The organism is Enterobacter sp. UPMP2060 (assembly GCF_053709655.1).
This window is the reverse complement of sequence record NZ_JBSKJQ010000002.1, coordinates 13,580-33,104: the sequence shown is the minus strand read 5'-3', so window position 1 is coordinate 33,104 and position 19,525 is coordinate 13,580. Positions and strand designations below refer to the sequence as shown.

At 57.7% G+C, this 19,525-nt stretch carries 18 protein-coding genes; 3 read left to right on the top strand and 15 right to left on the bottom strand.

The features are described 5' to 3' along the window. Positions 1–65: 65 nt before the first annotated feature. From glnB to purL, 5 genes are all read right to left on the bottom strand, one after another. Positions 66–404 (bottom strand): nitrogen regulatory protein P-II, encoded by a 339-nt coding sequence (gene glnB, locus ACWKXN_RS05605; RefSeq protein WP_003860685.1) that lies wholly within the window; start codon positions 402–404, stop codon positions 66–68. 65 nt (positions 405–469) lie between these two features. Then, a complete protein-coding gene (gene glrR / locus ACWKXN_RS05600) occupies positions 470–1,807 on the bottom strand; it encodes a two-component system response regulator GlrR (RefSeq protein ID WP_023308835.1) in 1,338 nt (445 codons plus the stop codon). Continuing rightward, entirely contained in the window at positions 1,794–2,531 is a 738-nt protein-coding gene (qseG, locus tag ACWKXN_RS05595; protein WP_039263753.1) for a two-component system QseEF-associated lipoprotein QseG, read from the bottom strand. Before qseG ends, glrR begins: the two co-directional genes overlap by 14 nt. A 1-nt stretch (position 2,532) precedes the next feature. Next, positions 2,533–3,960: a two component system sensor histidine kinase QseE/GlrK gene (qseE, locus tag ACWKXN_RS05590; RefSeq protein ID WP_045888300.1), complete on the bottom strand. Its 1,428-nt coding sequence runs from the start codon at positions 3,958–3,960 to the stop codon at positions 2,533–2,535. Positions 3,961–4,491: 531 nt separating this feature from the next. After that, positions 4,492–8,379, bottom strand: coding sequence for a phosphoribosylformylglycinamidine synthase (purL, locus tag ACWKXN_RS05585; RefSeq protein ID WP_454543450.1), 3,888 nt, complete (start codon positions 8,377–8,379; stop codon positions 4,492–4,494). A 267-nt stretch (positions 8,380–8,646) separates the two neighbouring features. Between purL and mltF the strand changes: the two genes are divergently transcribed. After that, positions 8,647–10,197 carry a membrane-bound lytic murein transglycosylase MltF gene (gene mltF, locus ACWKXN_RS05580; protein ID WP_048976596.1) on the top strand — a complete coding sequence of 517 codons (1,551 nt, stop codon included), beginning with the start codon at positions 8,647–8,649 and terminating at the stop codon, positions 10,195–10,197. Here mltF and tadA read toward each other — a convergent pair. From tadA to murQ, 4 genes are read right to left on the bottom strand one after another with little or no spacing between them, the layout of a single operon-like run. Then, positions 10,085–10,624 carry a tRNA adenosine(34) deaminase TadA gene (gene tadA, locus ACWKXN_RS05575; RefSeq protein ID WP_045888303.1) on the bottom strand — a complete coding sequence of 180 codons (540 nt, stop codon included), beginning with the start codon at positions 10,622–10,624 and terminating at the stop codon, positions 10,085–10,087. The two genes, mltF and tadA, sit on opposite strands and share 113 nt — an antisense overlap. A 24-nt stretch (positions 10,625–10,648) precedes the next feature. Continuing rightward, positions 10,649–11,284 carry a phosphatidylglycerophosphatase C gene (gene yfhb / locus ACWKXN_RS05570; protein ID WP_039263757.1) on the bottom strand — a complete coding sequence of 212 codons (636 nt, stop codon included), beginning with the start codon at positions 11,282–11,284 and terminating at the stop codon, positions 10,649–10,651. A 3-nt stretch (positions 11,285–11,287) separates the two neighbouring features. Next, entirely contained in the window at positions 11,288–12,649 is a 1,362-nt protein-coding gene (locus ACWKXN_RS05565) for a PTS transporter subunit EIIC (RefSeq protein WP_094934618.1), read from the bottom strand. 11 nt (positions 12,650–12,660) lie between these two features. After that, positions 12,661–13,554, bottom strand: a complete 894-nt coding sequence (murQ, locus tag ACWKXN_RS05560; protein ID WP_454543449.1) for an N-acetylmuramic acid 6-phosphate etherase — start codon at positions 13,552–13,554, stop codon at positions 12,661–12,663. Between the two features lie 117 nt (positions 13,555–13,671). On the opposite strand from murQ, the gene ACWKXN_RS05555 reads away from it, so the two are divergent. Next, entirely contained in the window at positions 13,672–14,520 is an 849-nt protein-coding gene (locus tag ACWKXN_RS05555) for a MurR/RpiR family transcriptional regulator (RefSeq protein ID WP_023333056.1), read from the top strand. A 46-nt stretch (positions 14,521–14,566) separates the two neighbouring features. Next, positions 14,567–14,827 (top strand): YfhL family 4Fe-4S dicluster ferredoxin, encoded by a 261-nt coding sequence (locus ACWKXN_RS05550; RefSeq protein ID WP_008502177.1) that lies wholly within the window; start codon positions 14,567–14,569, stop codon positions 14,825–14,827. On the opposite strand, the gene acpS is transcribed toward ACWKXN_RS05550, so the two are convergent. From acpS to lepB, 6 genes are all read right to left on the bottom strand, one after another. Then, positions 14,824–15,204: a holo-ACP synthase gene (acpS, locus tag ACWKXN_RS05545; protein ID WP_023294331.1), complete on the bottom strand. Its 381-nt coding sequence runs from the start codon at positions 15,202–15,204 to the stop codon at positions 14,824–14,826. The two genes, ACWKXN_RS05550 and acpS, sit on opposite strands and share 4 nt — an antisense overlap. Beyond that, complete coding sequence (gene pdxJ, locus ACWKXN_RS05540) at positions 15,204–15,935, bottom strand: pyridoxine 5'-phosphate synthase (RefSeq protein WP_032659491.1); 732 nt, start codon at positions 15,933–15,935, stop codon at positions 15,204–15,206. The genes acpS and pdxJ overlap by 1 nt, the downstream gene beginning before the upstream one ends. Positions 15,936–16,010: 75 nt before the next feature. Next, positions 16,011–16,718: a DNA repair protein RecO gene (gene recO / locus ACWKXN_RS05535; protein ID WP_039263761.1), complete on the bottom strand. Its 708-nt coding sequence runs from the start codon at positions 16,716–16,718 to the stop codon at positions 16,011–16,013. 17 nt (positions 16,719–16,735) lie between these two features. Further along, positions 16,736–17,641: a GTPase Era gene (gene era, locus ACWKXN_RS05530; RefSeq protein WP_023308847.1), complete on the bottom strand. Its 906-nt coding sequence runs from the start codon at positions 17,639–17,641 to the stop codon at positions 16,736–16,738. Beyond that, positions 17,638–18,318 carry a ribonuclease III gene (gene rnc, locus ACWKXN_RS05525; RefSeq protein ID WP_003860711.1) on the bottom strand — a complete coding sequence of 227 codons (681 nt, stop codon included), beginning with the start codon at positions 18,316–18,318 and terminating at the stop codon, positions 17,638–17,640. Before rnc ends, era begins: the two co-directional genes overlap by 4 nt. A 222-nt stretch (positions 18,319–18,540) precedes the next feature. After that, the gene (gene lepB, locus ACWKXN_RS05520; protein WP_069303186.1) at positions 18,541–19,515 is read right to left on the bottom strand and encodes a signal peptidase I; all 975 of its coding nucleotides are present in this window, start codon (positions 19,513–19,515) and stop codon (positions 18,541–18,543) included. Positions 19,516–19,525 lie beyond the last annotated feature (10 nt).

Below are 19,525 nucleotides of genomic sequence, written 5' to 3'. Positions count from 1 at the left end.
CGTTCGAGGGGCTTTTTTTCGCCGGGTGGTTGCACCTTACCCGGCCTACAAAACCGTTGGCATTTTTAAATCGCGGCGTCGTCTTCTTCGCCGGTACGGATACGGATCACGCGCGCCACGTCAAAGACGAAGATTTTACCGTCACCGATTTTGCCCGTCTGCGCGGTGCGTATAATGGTATCCACGCAGGTATCGACGATATCGTCGCTGACCACGATTTCAATTTTTACTTTCGGCAGAAAGTCGACCATGTACTCTGCGCCACGGTAAAGCTCGGTGTGGCCCTTCTGACGACCAAAACCTTTCACTTCCGTCACGGTCATCCCGGTGATGCCGACTTCCGCCAGCGCTTCACGCACGTCATCCAGTTTGAAAGGTTTAATAATCGCATCAATCTTTTTCATGGTGGGTCCTTAAACTCTTGCCTGTAAGCTGCCTCGTAATCGATTGCTCACAGTACCATACGGCATTACTCTTTAAAATCGTTTGCTTCCAGCTCGTGGCGCGACAGCAGCTTGTAGAACTCGGTGCGGTTGCGTCCGGCCATGCGCGCCGCGTGGGTCACGTTGCCTTTGGTTATCTGCAATAGCTTGCGCAGATAGTTCAGCTCGAACTGATTCCGCGCTTCCGCAAACGTCGGCAGGGCCGTGTTTTCCCCTTCCAGCGCCTGCTCCACCAGCGCATCGCTGATCACCGGTGAGGAGGTCAGCGCCACGCACTGCTCAATCACGTTCACCAGCTGGCGCACGTTACCCGGCCAGCCTGCGGCCATCAGCCGCTTCATCGCGTCGGTGGAAAACGCGCGCACGAACGGTTTATGGCGATCGGCCGCCTGGCGCAAAAGATGGTTCGCCAGCAGCGGAATGTCTTCCGCGCGCTCCGCCAGCGCCGGGATCTTCAGATTCACCACGTTCAGACGGTAGTAGAGATCTTCGCGAAACTCGTTGCGGGCCATCACTTTTGGCAAGTCGCGGTGGGTGGCGGAAATAATGCGCACGTTAATATCGATATCGCGGTTGCTGCCCAGCGGGCGAACTTTTCGCTCCTGCAACACGCGCAGCAGTTTGACCTGCAGCGGTGCGGGCATGTCGCCAATCTCGTCCAGGAACAGCGTGCCGCCTTCCGCGGCCTGGAACAGTCCTTCCCGGCTGCTCACCGCGCCGGTGAATGCGCCGCGGGCGTGTCCAAACAGTTCAGATTCGAGCAGCTGTTCCGGAAGCGCGCCGCAGTTAATAGCGATAAAGGCGTTTTTACTGCGCGGGCTGGCGTTATGGATCGCCTGCGCCAGGATCTCTTTTCCGGTTCCGCTCTGGCCGTTGATGAGCACGCTGACGTCGGACTGCGCCACCATCCGGGCCTGTTCAAGCAGACGCAGCATAATGGGGCTGCGGGTGACGATGGACTCCCGCCACGCTTCATCCCCCGCCGGGGCGGCATGTTCCAGCGCGCTGTCGATAGCCTTATACAGCGCGTCTTTGTCCACCGGCTTGGTCAGGAAGCTGAAGACCCCCTGCTGCGTCGCGGCAACCGCATCCGGGATCGACCCGTGCGCCGTCAGGATAATCACGGGCATACCCGGCTGCTGCTTCTGGATCTCCGCGAACAGCTGCAGGCCATCCATTTCGTCCATCCGCAGGTCGCTTATCACCAGATCGATTTTCTCGCGACTGAGGATCTTGAGCCCTTCCAGCCCGCTTTCAGCGGTCACGACGCTGTAGCCTTCGCTCACCAGACGCATCCCCAGCAGCTTTAACAGCCCGGGATCGTCATCCACCAGTAAAAGATGGGCAGGTTTACGGCTCGTCATGCTTCACATCCTCTTGTTTCGGCGTATCGCTGTCCGGTGCAGCGGATGAGCTCCCCGGCTGATATTTGCGCGACGAGAGCTGCCTTTCGATATCCGTCAGGTTCTCCAGCTTACGCGTCGTGGTATCCAGCTGCGTACGTAAATGTTGCTGCTGTTGACGCAGCGTATCAAGCTCGCTGTCGGTTGACTGCTGTAGCTTGCTGTAGCGGGAGCGCTCTTCAGACAGCTGAAGCTGTAATGTCTGCCCATCGCGCCAGAGCTGGTATACCGGGCGTACCTGCACGGGAAGATTGACTACAAACGTGTCCAGTCGGGTCACATTGACGCGGCGTTCAACGGGGGTGATTTTCGCATCTGCGAGTAAAATCCCACGCTTGAAAGCGTCCTGCCAGGTGTCGTCATCCAGCATCGCCGCCTTCGAGCGGGCGTCTACCGGCGCCAGACGCTGGGCGCAATCTATCCCACGCAGCCAGAACAGCGGGTTGCTTTCAACGTCATGTCCTGACAGGTTCCAGATGTCGTCACAGCGGGTTGAGAGGAAGTCTGCCAGCTGGTTATCGGGCCATTTATCTTCCTGTTTACCGCTAATGGCACTTTGTGGCGCATGGGAAACACACCCAGCCAGAAATAAACAGGGCAGGCTCAGGCGAAGCGTTTTGCTGGAAAACACCGCACTTACGGCGCGGAAAAAGACGTGTGACATACTCACCAGACATAGATTCATTTTATTGATTTTTCCGGCTCAGGGGCAGTTCGATACGGAAGCAAACATCTGAACGTTCGTCCGCGGCAATGTTTAGCTCACCCTGCATGCGTCGTATGCAGTCCCGGGCGATGCTCAAGCCCAGCCCGCTTCCTTTAACCGCGCCTTTCCGCTGATGACTCCCCTGGAAAAAGGGTTCGAAGATCATGATTTTTTCGTCATCGGGGATCGGGGTGCCGGTGTTTGCGACGTCAATAAACACCCGTGAACCATTCGTATTACTTCGGATATAAATGTTACCGGATTCAGTACCATAGTGCACCGCATTGGAGTAAAGATTATCCAGAACGCTCATCAGCAGCATGGGTTCAGCCAGGCATGCAGGCGCATTCAGCTCAACGCCGGTATGCATCATTTTAGCTCTTGCTGGCAAGCTGTGGGCGGAGATCACCATATCCACCAGCGGCTCAATTTCAACGTTTTCCAGTACGACCGCCCCGTCAGCCAGCTTGCGGTTGTAATCCAGCAGTTGCTCAATCAGCTTTTGCAGATTGCGGCTGCTGTTATCCAGGATCTCGACAATTTCTTTCTGCTCTGGCGTAAGGGGCCCGGCCACTTCGTCCGCCAGCAGCTCCGTCCCTTCGCGCATGCTGGCCAGCGGCGTTTTAAGCTCATGAGAGATATGGCGCAGGAACTGATGGCGCTGTGATTCGAGCCACGCCAGGCGCTCGGACAGCCAGATAATGCGCTGGCCTACGGATCGCAGCTCGCGGGGACCTTTAAAGGCGACCGTATCCCCGAGCGATTTCCCCTCCCCCAGGCGGTTGATCATACGCTGAATGCCCTTTACCGGGCCGATGATCATGCGGGTAAAGAGCAGTACCAGCCCGAGGCTCACCAGGAACAGCACCAGCGCCTGCCAGCCGAAAAACTGGCCACGCTCGGCAATCTCCTGCTGGAGCTGCTGGCCGCGAGAGAAAATCACCGCGCGCGTAGACTGCACCATCTCGGTATTGGCGCTGGCAAAAGCTTCGAGGCGCGCGGCGGCAACGGCATCCGGGCCGCTGTTGCTGCACTGCAGCTGCGCGAGATCGTTTAAATCCTGACGTAACGCCTGATAGAGCTTGTCATCAGGTAAGACCCCCGCGTGAGCGTCCAGCATTTCGCTGTAGCGTTTACGCTGACTCTGATAAACCTTTTCCAGCGTCCGATCGTCAAGCACGCAATACTGACGATAGCTACGCTCCATCTCCAGCGCGGCGTTGGTCATCGCTTCACTGCGTCTGGCGTCGATGAGCGTCGTGCGGTTAGTCAAAGCCGCCTGCGCACTCAGCGCGTTCAGGCTTTGCCACGCCTGCCAGGCAAGGATCAGCAGCGGCAGCAGGATCAGCAGGAAGGCCATCATGACGAGCTGCCGCAGGGAGCGGGGGAAAACGGGCCAGCGTTTCAACGCATTACTCTCTTAATGGGGATTTACGCAGAGCGTAACTGAGTCTGCCCTTCAGATACAACAAAGCCGGGTAAAAACCCGGCTTTGTCATGGAATGAGGCGGTGCCTAACTCGACGTTTCGCCCTGGCCTGATAAAGCATCGCTATGATCAGTAGTTGGACGGCAGGCACCTTTTTGTGCGTCATTCGAAGTTTATGTAGCGCGTCCCGAAGGGGCTGACATAAGAAGGTGAATGAGCCACTGGTTAATATTATGCAATACCCGTGCCAGAATGCAAAACAAAATATTAACAGTTTGAAATATATGAGTTTTACTCGTTTAGCCTGTTAATTATCGGTTGAATGATTTCCAGGCTAAGTGTCGCTATTAAGCAACACCTTAACGGGAACCTTTACTGCCATATATAAATCAACGAGTTAAATGTCGCCTTTTGGAGACAGTTGAATTACGGGTCTGTCGCGTAATTGCGACACAAATAAAAAAGCCCGGTCGAGCTCGCGCTTACCGGGCCTACAGGTACTGCCTAAAACTTAACCCAGCTGCTTACGCGCGTTGCGGAAGATACGCATCCACGGGCTGTCCTCGCCCCAGTTTTCCGGGTGCCAGGAGTTACTCACGGTACGGAACACGCGTTCCGGGTGCGGCATCATGATGGTCGCGCGACCGCTTTCGCTGGTCACTGCCGTAATACCGTTGGCGGAGCCGTTCGGGTTAGCCGGATAGGTTTCCGTCACCTTGCCGAAGTTATCGACAAAGCGCAGCGCTACCAGGCCTTTGCTCTCCAGCTGAGCCAGATGCGCAGCGTCGCGCACTTCTACCTGACCTTCGCCGTGGGAAACGGCGATTGGCATCTGTGAACCGACCATCCCCTGCAGCAGCAGAGACGGGCTTTGGGTCACTTCCACCAGGCTGAAGCGCGCCTCGAAGCGGTCAGACTGGTTGCGCACAAAGCGCGGCCAGGCTTCGCTGCCCGGGATCAGCTCACGCAGGTTAGACATCATCTGGCAGCCGTTACACACGCCCAGCGCCAGGGTCTGCGGACGGTGGAAGAAGGTTTCGAACTCGTCGCGCACGCGGCTGTTGAACAGGATGGACTTCGCCCAGCCTTCGCCCGCGCCCAGCACGTCACCGTAGGAGAAGCCGCCGCACGCCACCAGCGCCTGGAAATCTTCCAGACCGGTACGCCCGGCCAGCAGGTCGCTCATGTGGACGTCGATAGCGTCAAAGCCCGCGCGGTGGAAGGCGGCCGCCATCTCAACGTGGGAGTTGACGCCCTGCTCGCGCAGAACGGCCACTTTTGGACGCGCACCCGTCGCTATGTACGGCGCGGCGATGTCTTCGTTGATGTCGAAGGAGAGCTTCACGTTCAGGCCTGGATCCTGGTCATTCGCTTTCGCGTTATGCTCCTGATCGGCACATTCCGGGTTATCACGCAGGCGCTGCATCTGCCAGGTGGTTTCCGCCCACCACATGCGCAGCGTGGTGCGGCTTTCGCTGAACACCGCGTGACCGTCTGCTTCAATGACGAAGCGGTCGCCCTGAACGGCTTTGCCCAGATAGTGCACGCAGTCTGCCAGACCATGCTTCGCCAGAATCGCTTCAACCGCGTCGCGATCTGCCGCACGCACCTGAATCACGGCGCCCAGCTCTTCGTTGAACAGCGCCGCCAGACGGTCTTCGCCCAGCGTCGCAATGTTCGCTTCCACGCCGCAGTGGCCGGTGAAGGCCATCTCTGCCAGGGTCACCAGCAGGCCGCCGTCGGAACGGTCGTGGTAGGCCAGCAGCTTACGCTGCGCCACCAGCGCCTGAATCGCGTCGTAGAAGCCTTTCAGCTGCGCCACGTCACGCACGTCGGCTGGCTTGTCGCCGAGCTGGCGGTAAACCTGCGCCAGCGCGGTAGCACCCAGCGCGTTGTGACCTTTACCCAGGTCAATCAGCAGCAGGGCGTTGTCTTCGGTCGCAAGCTGCGGCGTAACGGTGTGGCGCACGTCTTCCACGCGGGCAAACGCGGTGATGACCAGCGACAGCGGAGAGGTCATCTCGCGCTGCTCGTTGCCTTCCTGCCAGCGGGTTTTCATCGACATGGAGTCTTTGCCCACCGGAATGGTCAGGCCGAGGGCAGGACACAGCTCCTCGCCCACCGCTTTCACGGCTTCATACAGGCCAGCATCTTCGCCAGGGTGACCGGCTGCGGCCATCCAGTTGGCGGAGAGCTTGATACGTTTGATATCGCCAATCTGCGTCGCGGCGATGTTGGTCAGCGCTTCACCGACCGCCAGACGGGCAGAGGCCGCGAAGTCCAGCAGCGCCACCGGGGTACGCTCGCCGAGAGCCATCGCTTCGCCGTAGTAGCTGTCGAGGCTCGCGGTGGTCACGGCGCAGTTCGCGACAGGGATCTGCCACGGGCCGACCATCTGATCGCGCGATACCATACCGGTCACGGTGCGGTCGCCGATGGTCACCAGGAAGGTTTTCTCTGCCACAGCAGGCAGGTGCAGCACGCGGTTTACCGCTTCTGCCACGGTGATGCCCTGGCGATCCAGCGCTTTGCCCGCCGCTTTACGGGTGGTTACGTCGCGGGTCATCTTCGGCGTTTTACCGAGCAGCACGTCGAGCGGCAGATCGATCGGCTGGTTGTCAAAGTGGGTGTCGCTTAAGGAAAGGTGCTGCTCTTCGGTCGCTTCACCGATGACGGCATACGGCGCGCGCTCGCGGCGGCACAGCTCGTCAAACAGCGGCAGCTGGTCGGCAGCAACCGCCAGCACGTAGCGCTCCTGGGATTCGTTACACCAGATTTCCAGCGGGCTCATGCCCGGCTCATCGCTCAGGATGTCGCGCAGGTTGAAGCGCCCGCCGCGGCCACCGTCGCTCACCAGCTCCGGCATGGCGTTGGACAGGCCGCCCGCGCCCACGTCGTGGATGAAGAGGATCGGGTTGGCGTCGCCCAGCTGCCAGCAGCGGTCGATCACTTCCTGGCAGCGGCGCTCCATCTCAGGGTTGTCGCGCTGCACGGAGGCGAAATCGAGATCCGCATCAGACTGGCCGGAGGCCATCGAAGAGGCCGCGCCGCCGCCCAGGCCGATGTTCATCGCCGGACCGCCCAGTACGATCAGCTTCGCGCCGACGACGATATCGCCTTTCTGCACGTGATCGGCACGGATGTTGCCGATCCCGCCCGCCAGCATGATCGGTTTGTGGTAGCCGCGCAGCTCTTCGCCGTTGTGGCTGTCCACTTTCTCTTCATAGGTACGGAAGTAACCGTTCAGCGCCGGACGACCAAATTCGTTGTTAAACGCCGCGCCGCCCAGCGGGCCTTCGGTCATGATATCCAGAGCGGTCACGATACGCTCTGGCTTGCCGAAATCTTCTTCCCACGGCTGTTCAAAGCCCGGGATACGCAGGTTAGAGACGGAGAAACCGACCAGACCCGCTTTAGGTTTAGCGCCACGACCGGTCGCACCTTCATCACGGATTTCACCGCCGGAGCCGGTCGCCGCACCCGGCCACGGGGAGATCGCCGTCGGGTGGTTGTGGGTTTCCACTTTCATCAGGATATGCGCGGGCTCCTGATGGAAGTCATAGCGCCCTGCTTCGCGATCGGCGAAGAAGCGGCCCACCTCGGAACCTTCCATTACCGCGGCGTTGTCTTTATAGGCAGACAGCACGTGGTCAGGGGTTTGCTCCATGGTGTTTTTGATCATTTTGAACAGCGACTTCGGCTGCTGTTCGCCGTCAATAATCCAGTCGGCGTTGAAAATCTTGTGGCGGCAGTGCTCAGAGTTAGCCTGCGCGAACATGTAAAGTTCGATGTCGTTCGGGTTACGGTTGAGCTTAACAAACGCATCCTGCAGGTAGTCGATTTCGTCTTCTGCCAGCGCCAGGCCGAGACGCAGGTTGGCGTCAATCAGCGCCTGACGGCCCTGCCCCAGCAGGTCTACGCTCTGTACCGGGGCAGGCTGATGGTGAGAGAAAAGCTTCTGCGCGTCATCGAGAGAGGCAAATACGCTCTCCATCATGCGATCGTGCAGTTCAGCCGCAACCGCCTGCCACTGCGCGTCGCTCAGGGTAGAGGCTTCCACGTAGTACGCCACGCCGCGTTCCAGTCGGTTAATCTGGTTCAGGCCACAGTTGTGGGCGATGTCGGTGGCTTTGGAAGACCAGGGGGAGATGGTGCCCGGACGAGGCGTAGCAAGGATCAGTTTGCCGGTTGGCGTATGGCTGTTCAGGCTTGGACCATACTTGAGCAGGCGTTCCAGCTGTACGCGCTCCTCTGCATTGAGGGGGGCATTCAGGTCAGCAAAATGGACATACTCAGCGTAAATATTGCTTACCGGAAGGTCGGCCGCCTGAAAACGTGCCAGCAGTTTAGTGATACGGAAGGCAGACAGTGCAGGCGAACCACGCAGAATTTCCATCATAAGTCTCTCGTCTTCGAAGCGCCGGGGCGCTTACAGTGTGCGCAAGGGGGGAAAACGGGCGTCATTATAGAGAATCCTGAGCGCCGACGAAACCGTTTGCGTCGAAATAAAATTTGCACAGAGATTTAACAATAGATGTGACCTGTCTCTCTAATTGGTTGCCAAGTGGCGCAAGTTTACGCAAAATGCCGCTCATTCAATGGCAAACCTTATGATTAACATGGCTACAGCAGACTGAGGCAACCGGCGTCGCAGAGAATTAACTAATTGAAAAAATTAAAGATTAATTATCTGCTCATCGGCATTGTAACGTTGCTGCTGGCAGTGGCCCTCTGGCCTTCCATCCCCTGGTTCGGCAAAGCCGAAAACCGTATCGCCGCCATTCAGGAGCGGGGGGAATTGCGCGTCAGTACCCTCAACTCGCCGCTGATTTACAGCGACGTCAACGGCAAAATCATTGGCCTGGATTATGAACTGGCACAACAGTTCGCCGATTATCTTGGCGTGAAGCTTAAAATCACCGTCCGCCAGAATATCAACCAGCTTTTTGACGACCTCGATAACGACGATGCCGATATGCTCGCCGCCGGGCTGGTGTATAACAGCGAGCGCAGCAAGAACTACCAGCCAGGCCCGACCTACTACTCCGTTTCTCAGCAGCTGGTTTACCGCGTCGGGAGCCTGCGCCCGCGCTCGCTGTCCTCGATTAACGATCGGCAGCTGACGATTGCGCCCGGCCACGTGGTGATTGACGATCTGCGGGAGCTTAAGGAGAAGAAATATCCCGACCTGAGCTGGACGGTGGATCCGAAACTCGGCACGACGGAGCTGCTGGAGCAGGTAAAAGATCAGAAGGTGCCCTACACCATCGCCGATTCGGTCGCGATCAGCCTGTTCCAGCGGGTGCATCCTGAAATCGCCGTGGCGCTGGACGTCACCGACGAGCAGCCCGTGACCTGGTTTAGCCAGCTTGATGACGATCAGACCTTCTCTGCCGCGATGCTTGATTTCTTCAACACCATCAATGAAGACGGTACCCTGGCGCGTCTGGAGGAGAAGTACCTCGGGCACGGCGATGACTTTGACTACGTTGACACCCGCAGCTTCCTGCGCGCGGTAGATAGCGTCCTGCCGGACCTGCAGCCGCTGTTCGAAAAATACGCCCAGGAGATTGACTGGAAACTGCTGGCGGCTATTTCGTATCAGGAATCCCACTGGGATACCCAGGCCACGTCGCCCACGGGCGTACGCGGTTTGATGATGTTAACCAAAAATACGGCGCTGAGCCTGGGCGTGAACGATCGTACCGACGCCGAACAGAGCATCAGCGGCGGCGCGCGCTACCTGCAGGATATGATGGCCAAAGTACCGGAAACGGTGCCGGAAGAAGAGCGGATCTGGTTTGCGCTGGCGGCCTACAATATGGGCTACGCGCATATGCTTGATGCACGAGCATTGACGGCAAAAACGAAAGGTAACCCGGACAGCTGGTCAGACGTTAAGCAGCGCCTGCCGCTGCTGAGCCAGAAGCCATGGTATAACAAGCTGACATACGGCTACGCGCGCGGACATGAAGCCTACGCCTACGTGGAAAATATCCGTAAATATCAGATTAGCCTGGTCGGGTATCTGCTGGAGAAAGAAAAAGAGGCGACGGAGGCCAAACAGCTGGCTCAAAGCTACCCGGTCGTGGCGCCGGACGAGCTTAATCGTCCGACAGCTTCAGTTCTGCCTTTTGCTGCTTTTTCTGCTGACGGCGCATTCGAAAGAAATCGCTTAATAGCCCCGAACACTCTGGTGCAAGCACCCCACCGATAGTCTTCACCTGGTGGTTCATACCCGGGTGACCCAGCACGTCCATCAGCGAACCGGCCGCACCGGTTTTTTCATCCCGCGCGCCGAAAACCAGAGTCCCGATCCGGCTGTGCACCATCGCGCCGGAGCACATCACGCATGGCTCCAGCGTCACATACAGCGTGGTATCAAGCAGGCGATAGTTTTGCAGAACCAGACCGCCCTGGCGAAGCGCCATAATTTCGGCATGCGCAGTAGGATCGTGGCGGCCAATAGGACGGTTCCACCCTTCGCCAATCACCTGGTTGTTATGAACCAGCACCGCGCCCACGGGCACTTCGCCCTCGTCCCAGGCGCGTTGAGCCAGCGTCAGCGCGTGGCGCATCCAGTATTCATGATTGTGTTCAGGGTTGGACAAAGGCTGATACTCCAGTCGAAAAGCGGGCGGCATTATACACGCCCATTATGGATAAGCCTATTCGAGTTGCTGAAGTTCGCCTGATGGCGTGACGCGCCAGCGGTGCTGGCAAAAATAGAGCAGCGGGTTGTCCTGCTTGCTGTCGCTGTAGCCGCTGTACAGGCGCAGCGGCGTACCGATGCGTTTCTCCAGCTGGACCACTTTTTCATGCCCCAGGCAGCGCAGGGTCAGCACCCAGCCGCCGTAACCGCGGGCAATTTGCGTGGCGATAAGATTCACGCGCGGAAGCCAGGGGGTATCAAAGTAGACCTGCTCCACCAGCGTCTGCGGGGAGCCGGTAATCAGCCAGATGTCGGCATCATTCGCGTCGAGGTAGCTGGTCAGGCGCGCCTGCACCACCGGAAAGGCGGCGACGTGGCCGCGAAACCAGTGCGCAAAATCCTTTTCGAGCTGCTTAAGCCGCGCTTCGCTGTGCCCAAAGGTACATCCCCACAGCAGCAGACTCATCGGCCATCGCGCTGCCCGGCCTTTGACCAGCAGCGCGATCCCGATAACCGGTAAGAGCGGCAGCACGAGCAGCGCATTCAAAGGCTGACGCCGCAGCAGGTAACGCATAAACGTACCAAACATATCCTGCTGATGCAGCGTTCCATCCAGATCGAAAAAGACAACGCGACGCGCGTGATTTGCCAAACCTTACTCCTCTGGGTCGTTGAAACCTAATAGCCAGGTAAACAGGAACCCGGCGATCACCGCTACTAAATAGCCTAACAGATAGAGCATCACTTTTCCGGTCACGATGGTTAATGCCAGCGGTAAACCGGAAAGCCCAAAGGTGATCACGGTGGCGACTTTCCAGTAGCTGATCAGCGCCCCGCCTACCGCGCCGCCCAGACAGGCGGCGAGGAACGGTTTACCCAGCGGCAGCGTAACGCCGAAAATCAGCGGCTCGCCAATGCCGAGCAGTCCGACCGGGAGCGCGCCTTTAATCATTTTTTTCAGACGCGCGTTGCGGGTTTTCATCAGTACGGCAATCGCCGCGCCGACCTGCCCCACTCCCGCCATCGACAGGATAGGCAGCAGCGCGTTATAGCCGTGCGCCTGCACAAGCTCGACGTGGATCGGCACCAGCCCCTGGTGCAGGCCGGTCAGCACCAGCGGCAGGAAGGTACCTGACAGCACCGCTCCCACCAGCAGGCCGCCGCGGTCAATAGCCAGAGACGCGCCGTGAGCGATGGCTTCAGAGATCCATCCGCCTAGCGGCTGGAGGGCCACAATCGCTACGCTACCGGTAATCAGCGTGGTCAACAGCGGGTTGAGAATAAGCTCGATCGAGCCAGGCAGAACCGCGCGCAGCCTTTTCTCGATCCAGCACATCAGAATGACCACCAGCAGCACGGCGATCACCCCGCCGCGCCCGGGCTGGAGCGCCTCGCCAAACAGCGTGATCTGCGCCAGCTGCGGGCTGGACAAGATGCCCGCCATGACCCCGCCCATCGCCAGCGATCCGCCAAACACCTTCGCGGTATTTACCCCGACCAGAATGTTCATGATGGCGAAAACAGCGCTGCCGAAGATCCCAAGGATCCCCAGCAGGTTTGGATAGTGCGTGGCGAAATCCCCCACGATATCCGGTCGCTTGAGGATATTGATGATCCCGGTGATCAGGCCGGAGGCAATAAACGCCGGGATCAGCGGAATGAAGACGTTTGCCAGCTGACGCAGCGCATCGCTCATGGGGGCTTTGTATTTGGCCTTCGCCTGCGCCCTCGTTCGTTCCGCATCGTCAATCGACGCGCTCGCGCTTACGCCCATCAGCGCGCGCATGGCATCAACAACCTGCGCCGCTTTCCCCGGCCCGACGATCAGCTGATGCTGCTGCCCCTGTTTAACGTAGCCGCTGACGCCGGACAGCTGCTTCAGGCGCGGCACGTCGAGCTGGTCGTCGTTATGCACCTCGACGCGCACGCGTGTCATGCAGTTTTCGAGACGCTGAATATTTTTTTCCCCACCGATTCCCTGCAGGATATCGCTGGCGAGCGCTGCTGTTTTGTCCATAGACGCCTCTGTTAGTTTTCTAATGCCGCCCGTAAGAAGCCGCTATGCGCATCGAGTTTGGCTCTCGCGGTAGCCGCATCCAGCCCGCTCAGGATCATCAAAATGGCCGGTTTAACATCGTGATCGGTCTGCTTGAGTACCGCTTCTGCCTCTTCACGGCCTGCGCCTGTCGCCTCCATCACCATGCGGCAGGCTCTGTCCACCAGCTTGACGTTGGTGGCCTGCATATCCACCATCAGGTTCTGATAAACCTTGCCGAACTTCACCATCGCGCCGGTGGAGATCATATTGAGTACCAGCTTTTGCGCGGTCCCGGATTTCAGGCGCGTGGAGCCGGTGAGCGCTTCCGGCCCGACAACCGGAGAGATAGCAATAGCGGCCACCTGCGCAATCGGGGAGCCCGGATTACAGGAGATGGCCACCGTCGTGCAGCCCGTCCGGTTGGCGTATTCCAGCCCGCCAATGACGTACGGGGTGCGCCCGGATGCCGCCAGCCCGACCACCAGATCCTTCGCGGTCAGATTCAGCCCCTTTAGATCATCCTCACCCAGCTGTTTGTTATCTTCCGCACCTTCAACGGCTTTCAGCAGCGCACCGGGTCCACCGGCAATCAGCCCAACGACCAGACCGTGCGGCACCCCAAAGGTGGGCGGACATTCTGACGCATCCAGCACCCCAAGACGCCCGCTGGTGCCCGCCCCCATGTAGATAATGCGACCGCCGGCCTTGAGGGCTTCCGCCGCCGCATCGACCGCTTTCGCCACCTCGGGTAATGTCTCTTTCACAGCCTGCGCGACCAGCGTATCCTGTTGATTAAAGCGGTTAACCAGCTCCAGGGTGGAGAGTGCATCCAGATCCATGGTTTGCGGGTTACGCGTTTCAGAAACAAGTGAGCCAAGATTCATTTTTGTACCTCAAGAATTTTTAATTCATAATAATCACACTATAATGGAATATAAAATTCATTCAGGCGAGCAAAATTCGTATTTGCGCAGATAATCACATTTTCGCCAGGAGCCCCTATGAACTGTTTAATTCGCATTCGCCAGCGCTACGCAGGCTTTGCCCAAAGCGACAAGAAGCTGGCGGATTTTCTGCTTTCTCAACCCGATCGCGCGCGCCATCTCAGCTCGCAGCAGCTGGCGAGTGAAGCCGGCGTGAGCCAGTCCAGCGTGGTGAAGTTTGCCCAGAAGATTGGCTTTAAGGGGTTCCCCGCCCTCAAGCTGGCGATCAGCGAAGCGCTGGTGAGCAACCCCAACCCGCAGTCAATGCCGGTGCATAATCAGATCCGCGGCGATGACCCGATGCGGCTGGTTGGCGAAAAGCTGATCAAAGAGAACGTGGCGGCTATGCACGCGACGCTTGATGTGAACACCGAAGAGAAGCTGCTGGAGAGCGTGGCGATGCTGCGCGGCGCGCGGCGAATCATCCTGACCGGTATCGGGGCGTCCGGACTTGTGGCGCGTAACTTTGGCTGGAAGCTGACTAAAATTGGGCTTAACGCCATCGTCGAGCAGGATATGCACGCCCTGCTGGCGACCGTACAGGCAATGGATCCTGACGATCTGCTGCTGGCCATCTCTTACTCCGGCGAGCGCCGTGAAATCAACATGGCAACCGATGAAGCGCTGCGCGTCGGCGGTAAAATTCTGGCGATCACCGGTTTTACGCCGAATGCCCTCCAGCAGCGGGCAACGCGCTGTTTATATACCATTGCCGAAGAACAGGCCACGCGCAGCGCGGCTATCTCGTCCACCAGCGCGCAAATGATGCTGACGGACCTGCTGTTTATGGCGCTGGTGCAGCAGGATCTGGAGCGCGCGCCCGAGCGCATTCGCCACAGCGAAGAACTGGTAAAGAAACTGGTTTGACGCGTATAATGCCCGCCCGGTTTGTGTTGTTTCTGAGAATTTCCTGATGGCGCTGTTAATTACCAAAAAATGCATTAATTGCGATATGTGCGAGCCCGAATGCCCGAACCAGGCGATTTCGATGGGCGACAGCATCTATGAGATTAACAGCGACCGCTGCACGGAATGCATCGGCCACTATGAAACGCCGACCTGCCAGAAAGTGTGCCCGATCCCGAATACCATCCTGAAGGATCCGGCCCACGTCGAGAGCGAAGAGCAGCTATGGGATAAGTTTGTCCTGATGCACCACGCGGACAAACTTTAACTTTCGATGATCACCGTCGCGCTGGCATAGTGACGTTCATCCGCGATCGTCACGTGCATATGATTCACCCCCAGCTTTTCCGCCAGCTTTTGCGCTTCTCCCCACAGACGCAGGCTCGGTTTGCCCAGCTCATCGTTAAACACTTCGAACTGATTAAACGCCAGGCCGTTACGAATGCCGGTCCCGAAGGCTTTGGCCGCCGCCTCTTTTACCGCAAAGCGCTTTGCCAGAAAACGCACCGGCTGCTGATGCGCTTCCCAGATGGCCCACTCGTTATCGCTCAGCACGCGTCTTGCGAGGCGATCGCCGCTACGGGCGATCACCGCTTCAATACGGGCTATTTCAACGATATCGGTGCCTAAGCCCAGAATAGCCATTACTGACGCGCTTCCTGCATCAGGCGTTTCATCTCAGAGACCGCCTCTTTCAGACCGCTCATCACCGCACGGCCAATGATGGCGTGGCCGATGTTCAGCTCGTGCATTTCCGGCAGGGCGGCAATGGCCTTCACGTTGTGGTAGGTCAGGCCGTGACCGGCGTTAACCTTCAGTCCCAGGCTTGAGGCGTACGTGGCCGCTTTAGCGATACGCTCCAGCTCTTTGGCCTGTTCGGCATCGTTTTTGGCATCGGCATAGCAGCCGGTGTGGATTTCGATATACGGTGCGCCCACGTCGGCCGCCGCTTTAATCTGGGCGAAATCGGCGTCGATAAACAGAGAAACCAGGATACCGGCATCCGCCAGGCGCTTGCAGGCGTCGCGCATTTTGTCGAGCTGACCGGCCACGTCCAGACCGCCTTCGGTGGTCACTTCCTGGCGTTTTTCCGGCACCAGGCAGCAGAAATGCGGCTGGGTCTCGCAGGCAATCGCCAGCATCTCTTCGGTGACTGCCATCTCCAGATTCATACGGGTGTCCAGCGTCTGGCGCAGAATGCGCACGTCGCGATCGGTGATATGGCGACGGTCTTCACGCAGGTGAACGGTAATGCCGTCGGCGCCAGCCTGTTCAGCGATAAATGCCGCCTGAACCGGATCGGGATACGCCGTGCCGCGCGCGTTACGCAGCGTGGCGATGTGGTCGATGTTGACGCCTAACAGTAATTCAGCCATGACAATCCTCGGTATTTTGGTTCATTTCTCTTCCCCCTCTCCCTCCGGGAGAGGGCTGGGGTGAGGGGTAAAACGTTAACGTTTCGGCACAAATTGCCTGAATAATTCGCGGCTCTTTAAGGGCTTGCCGCCAAGATACGGCTTGAGGGCAATCCGGGTAAAGCGTTTTGCTGCGCGCAGGGTGTCCAGATCGGGAAACTCGCGCTCATACAGCGCCCGGAGCTGGCGCCCGGTAAAGGTGCTGTTGTCTATCACGATACTGGCAATGAAGCCCTTTTCTTCGCGGTAGCGGTAGGTCATGGTGTCTTCTATCTCATCACCGCTGCCCGCGCAGTGCAGAAAATCTACGCCGTATCCGAGGTGGCCCAGCAGCGCCAGTTCAAAACGACGCAATGCGGGTTCGGGCGTGCCGGTTGCGCCAGCCAGCGACTGGATACAGTGCAGATAATCGAAGAAAAGTTCAGAGAAGCGGGTCTCATGTTCAAGAACGCGTGAGATGAGTTCGTTGACATACAGACCGCTGTAGAGTGTGATGCCGGAAAGAGGAAGCGCCAGGGAGACGGCTTCGGCACTGCGCAGGGTTTTCACTTCCCCTCGCCCACCGAAGCGTACCAGCAGCGGCGTGAAAGGCTGTAGGGCACCTTTCAGGTTAGAACGTTTGGAACGTGCGCCTTTCGCAACAAGGCGCACGCGGCCCGACTCTTCCGTGAAGACGTCCAGCATGAGGCTGGTTTCGCTCCAGGGACGACTATGCAGGACAAAGGCGCGCTGCCATCCATCCATATGCTCGTCGTCTTATGTTACTGGTCTTCGCCGTAACCGAGGCTGCGCAGAGCACGCTCATCATCGGCCCAGCCAGATTTCACTTTCACCCACAGTTCGAGGTGAACCGGCGCTTCGAACATTTCCATCATGTCCTTACGGGCTTCGATACCGATGGTTTTGATCTTGGCCCCTTTGTTGCCGATAACCATCTTCTTCTGCCCTTCGCGCTCAACGAGGATCAGGCCGTTGATATCGTAGCCACCGCGCTCGTTGGTCTGGAAACGCTCGATCTCTACCGTTACGGAGTAAGGCAGTTCAGCACCCAGGAAACGCATCAGCTTTTCACGGATGATTTCAGACGCCATAAAGCGCTGAGAGCGATCGGTGATGTAGTCTTCCGGGAAGTGATGAATCGCTTCCGGCAGATGCTTCCGCACGATGCCCGCGATGGTATCCACGTTCAGGCCGGTCTCAGCAGACAGCGGAACGATATCAAGGAAGTTCATCTGGCTACCGAGCCACTGCAGATGCGGCAGCAGGTCGGCCTTTTCCTGCACGTTATCAACTTTGTTGACCGCGAGGATGACCGGCGTTTTGCCGTCACGGAGCTTGTTCAGCACCATCTCGTCGTCCGGCGTCCAGCGGGTGCCTTCCACAACGAAAATCACCAGCTCTACGTCGCCGATCGAGCTGCTCGCCGCCTTGTTCATCAGGCGGTTGATGGCACGCTTCTCTTCCATGTGCAGGCCGGGGGTATCGACGTAGATCGCCTGATACGCGCCTTCAGTATGGATGCCGACGATGCGGTGACGCGTGGTCTGCGCCTTACGCGAGGTGATTGAAATCTTCTGCCCAAGCAGATTATTCAGCAGGGTGGATTTGCCAACGTTCGGACGTCCGACGATGGCAATAAATCCGCAATAGGTTTTATCTTCGCTCATTCCAGCTCCAGCATTTTTAACGCCTGTTCGGCGGCAGCCTGTTCAGCCTTACGACGGCTTGAACCTGTGCCCACCACCGGTTCACTCAGGCCACTGACCTGGCAATGGATGGTAAATTCCTGATCGTGCGCTTCGCCACGCACCTGCACCACCAGATAAGACGGCAGCGGCAGATGACGACCCTGCAAATATTCCTGCAGACGCGTTTTCGGATCTTTTTGTTTATCGCCCGGGCTGATTTCGTCCAGACGGGTCTGATACCAGTTCAGGATCAGCTTTTCTACGGTCTGGATATCGCTGTCCAGGAACACACCACCAATTAATGCTTCGACCGTATCGGCAAGAATAGATTCACGACGGAAGCCGCCGCTTTTCAGTTCACCCGGTCCAAGACGCAGACATTCGCCCAGCTCAAATTCGCGAGCGATTTCCGCAAGGGTATTACCCCGAACCAGCGTGGCACGCATGCGGCTCATATCACCCTCGTCCACACGCGGGAAACGATGATAAAGCGCATTCGCAATCACGAAACTTAAAATAGAGTCGCCTAAAAACTCGAGACGCTCATTATGTTTGCTGCTGGCACTGCGGTGGGTTAATGCCTGTTGCAACAACTCCTGATGATGAAAAGTGTAGCCCAGCTTCCGTTGAAGCCGATTAATTACGATGGGGTTCATGCGATACCAATAAATGAATGCGTCAAAAATGCAGCACACGAAACCGACCTGAGAAAACCAACGCGGTTTCGTGTGCCGTGGCACCCTTGCAGGGCCAACCTTAAACTTCGGGGGAATATTCTATACACAACGACAGGGGATGTCGTTAGTTCGAAGAGATTTATCGTGGAAATAATTCACGTAGCCGCTAATTAAAGCGGCTACGCGTTCATTTATTGAGAATTAATGGATTCCGCCGATACGATTCAGGCGTACACCGGTCGGCCATTCGCCTTCCTGCTTCTCAAAACTCATCCAGATGGCGGTGGCTTTACCGACCAGATTCGCTTCCGGCACAAAGCCCCAGTAACGGCTGTCCGCAGAGTTATCGCGGTTGTCACCCATCATGAAGTAATGTCCTGGCGGTACAATCCAGCTCGCCAGCTGCTGGCCAGGCTGGCGATAGTACATACCCAGCTGATCCTGCGCGATTGGCACGGTGAGGATTCGGTGCGTCACATCGCCCAGCGTCTCTTTGCGCTCAACCAGACGGATGCCGTCCTCTTTGGTTTCACCTTTCGAAACCTGGAAGAACCCGCTGGTCGCTTCGCCGCCGTTACGACGGGCAAAGGTCTGCACAAAGTCACTTGGCTCAACGTTTGAGTAAGTGATTGGCAGCGCGTTTTCACAGGCGGTACCGGAGCTGCAGCCCGGCTGAACGGTGACTTCTTTCGCAACCGGATCGTAAGTGACTTTATCACCCGGCAGACCTACCGCGCGCTTGATGTAGTCCAGGCGCGGATCTTCCGGATATTTAAACACCACGATGTCGCCACGTTTCGGATGACCGGTTTCGATCAGCGTTTTCTGGTAGATAGGATCTTTAATGCCGTAGGCAAACTTCTCTACCAGAATAAAATCACCAATCAGCAGCGTTGGCATCATTGAACCTGATGGGATTTGGAACGGCTCGTAAATAAACGAACGTACCACCAGCACAATCGCCAGCACCGGAAATACCGAGGCGCCCGTTTCCAGCCAGCCCGGTTTCGGGCCGACTTTCTTCAGGGTTTTCGCGTCAATCCCATCTCCAGTGGCTGCCTGAGCGGCAGCCTGACGTTCACGACGTTTTGGGGCGAAGATAAACTTATCCAGACACCACAGCAGACCTGTTACCAGGGTAGCAATGACCAGGATCAGGGCAAACATGTTCGCCATGCCAACTCCT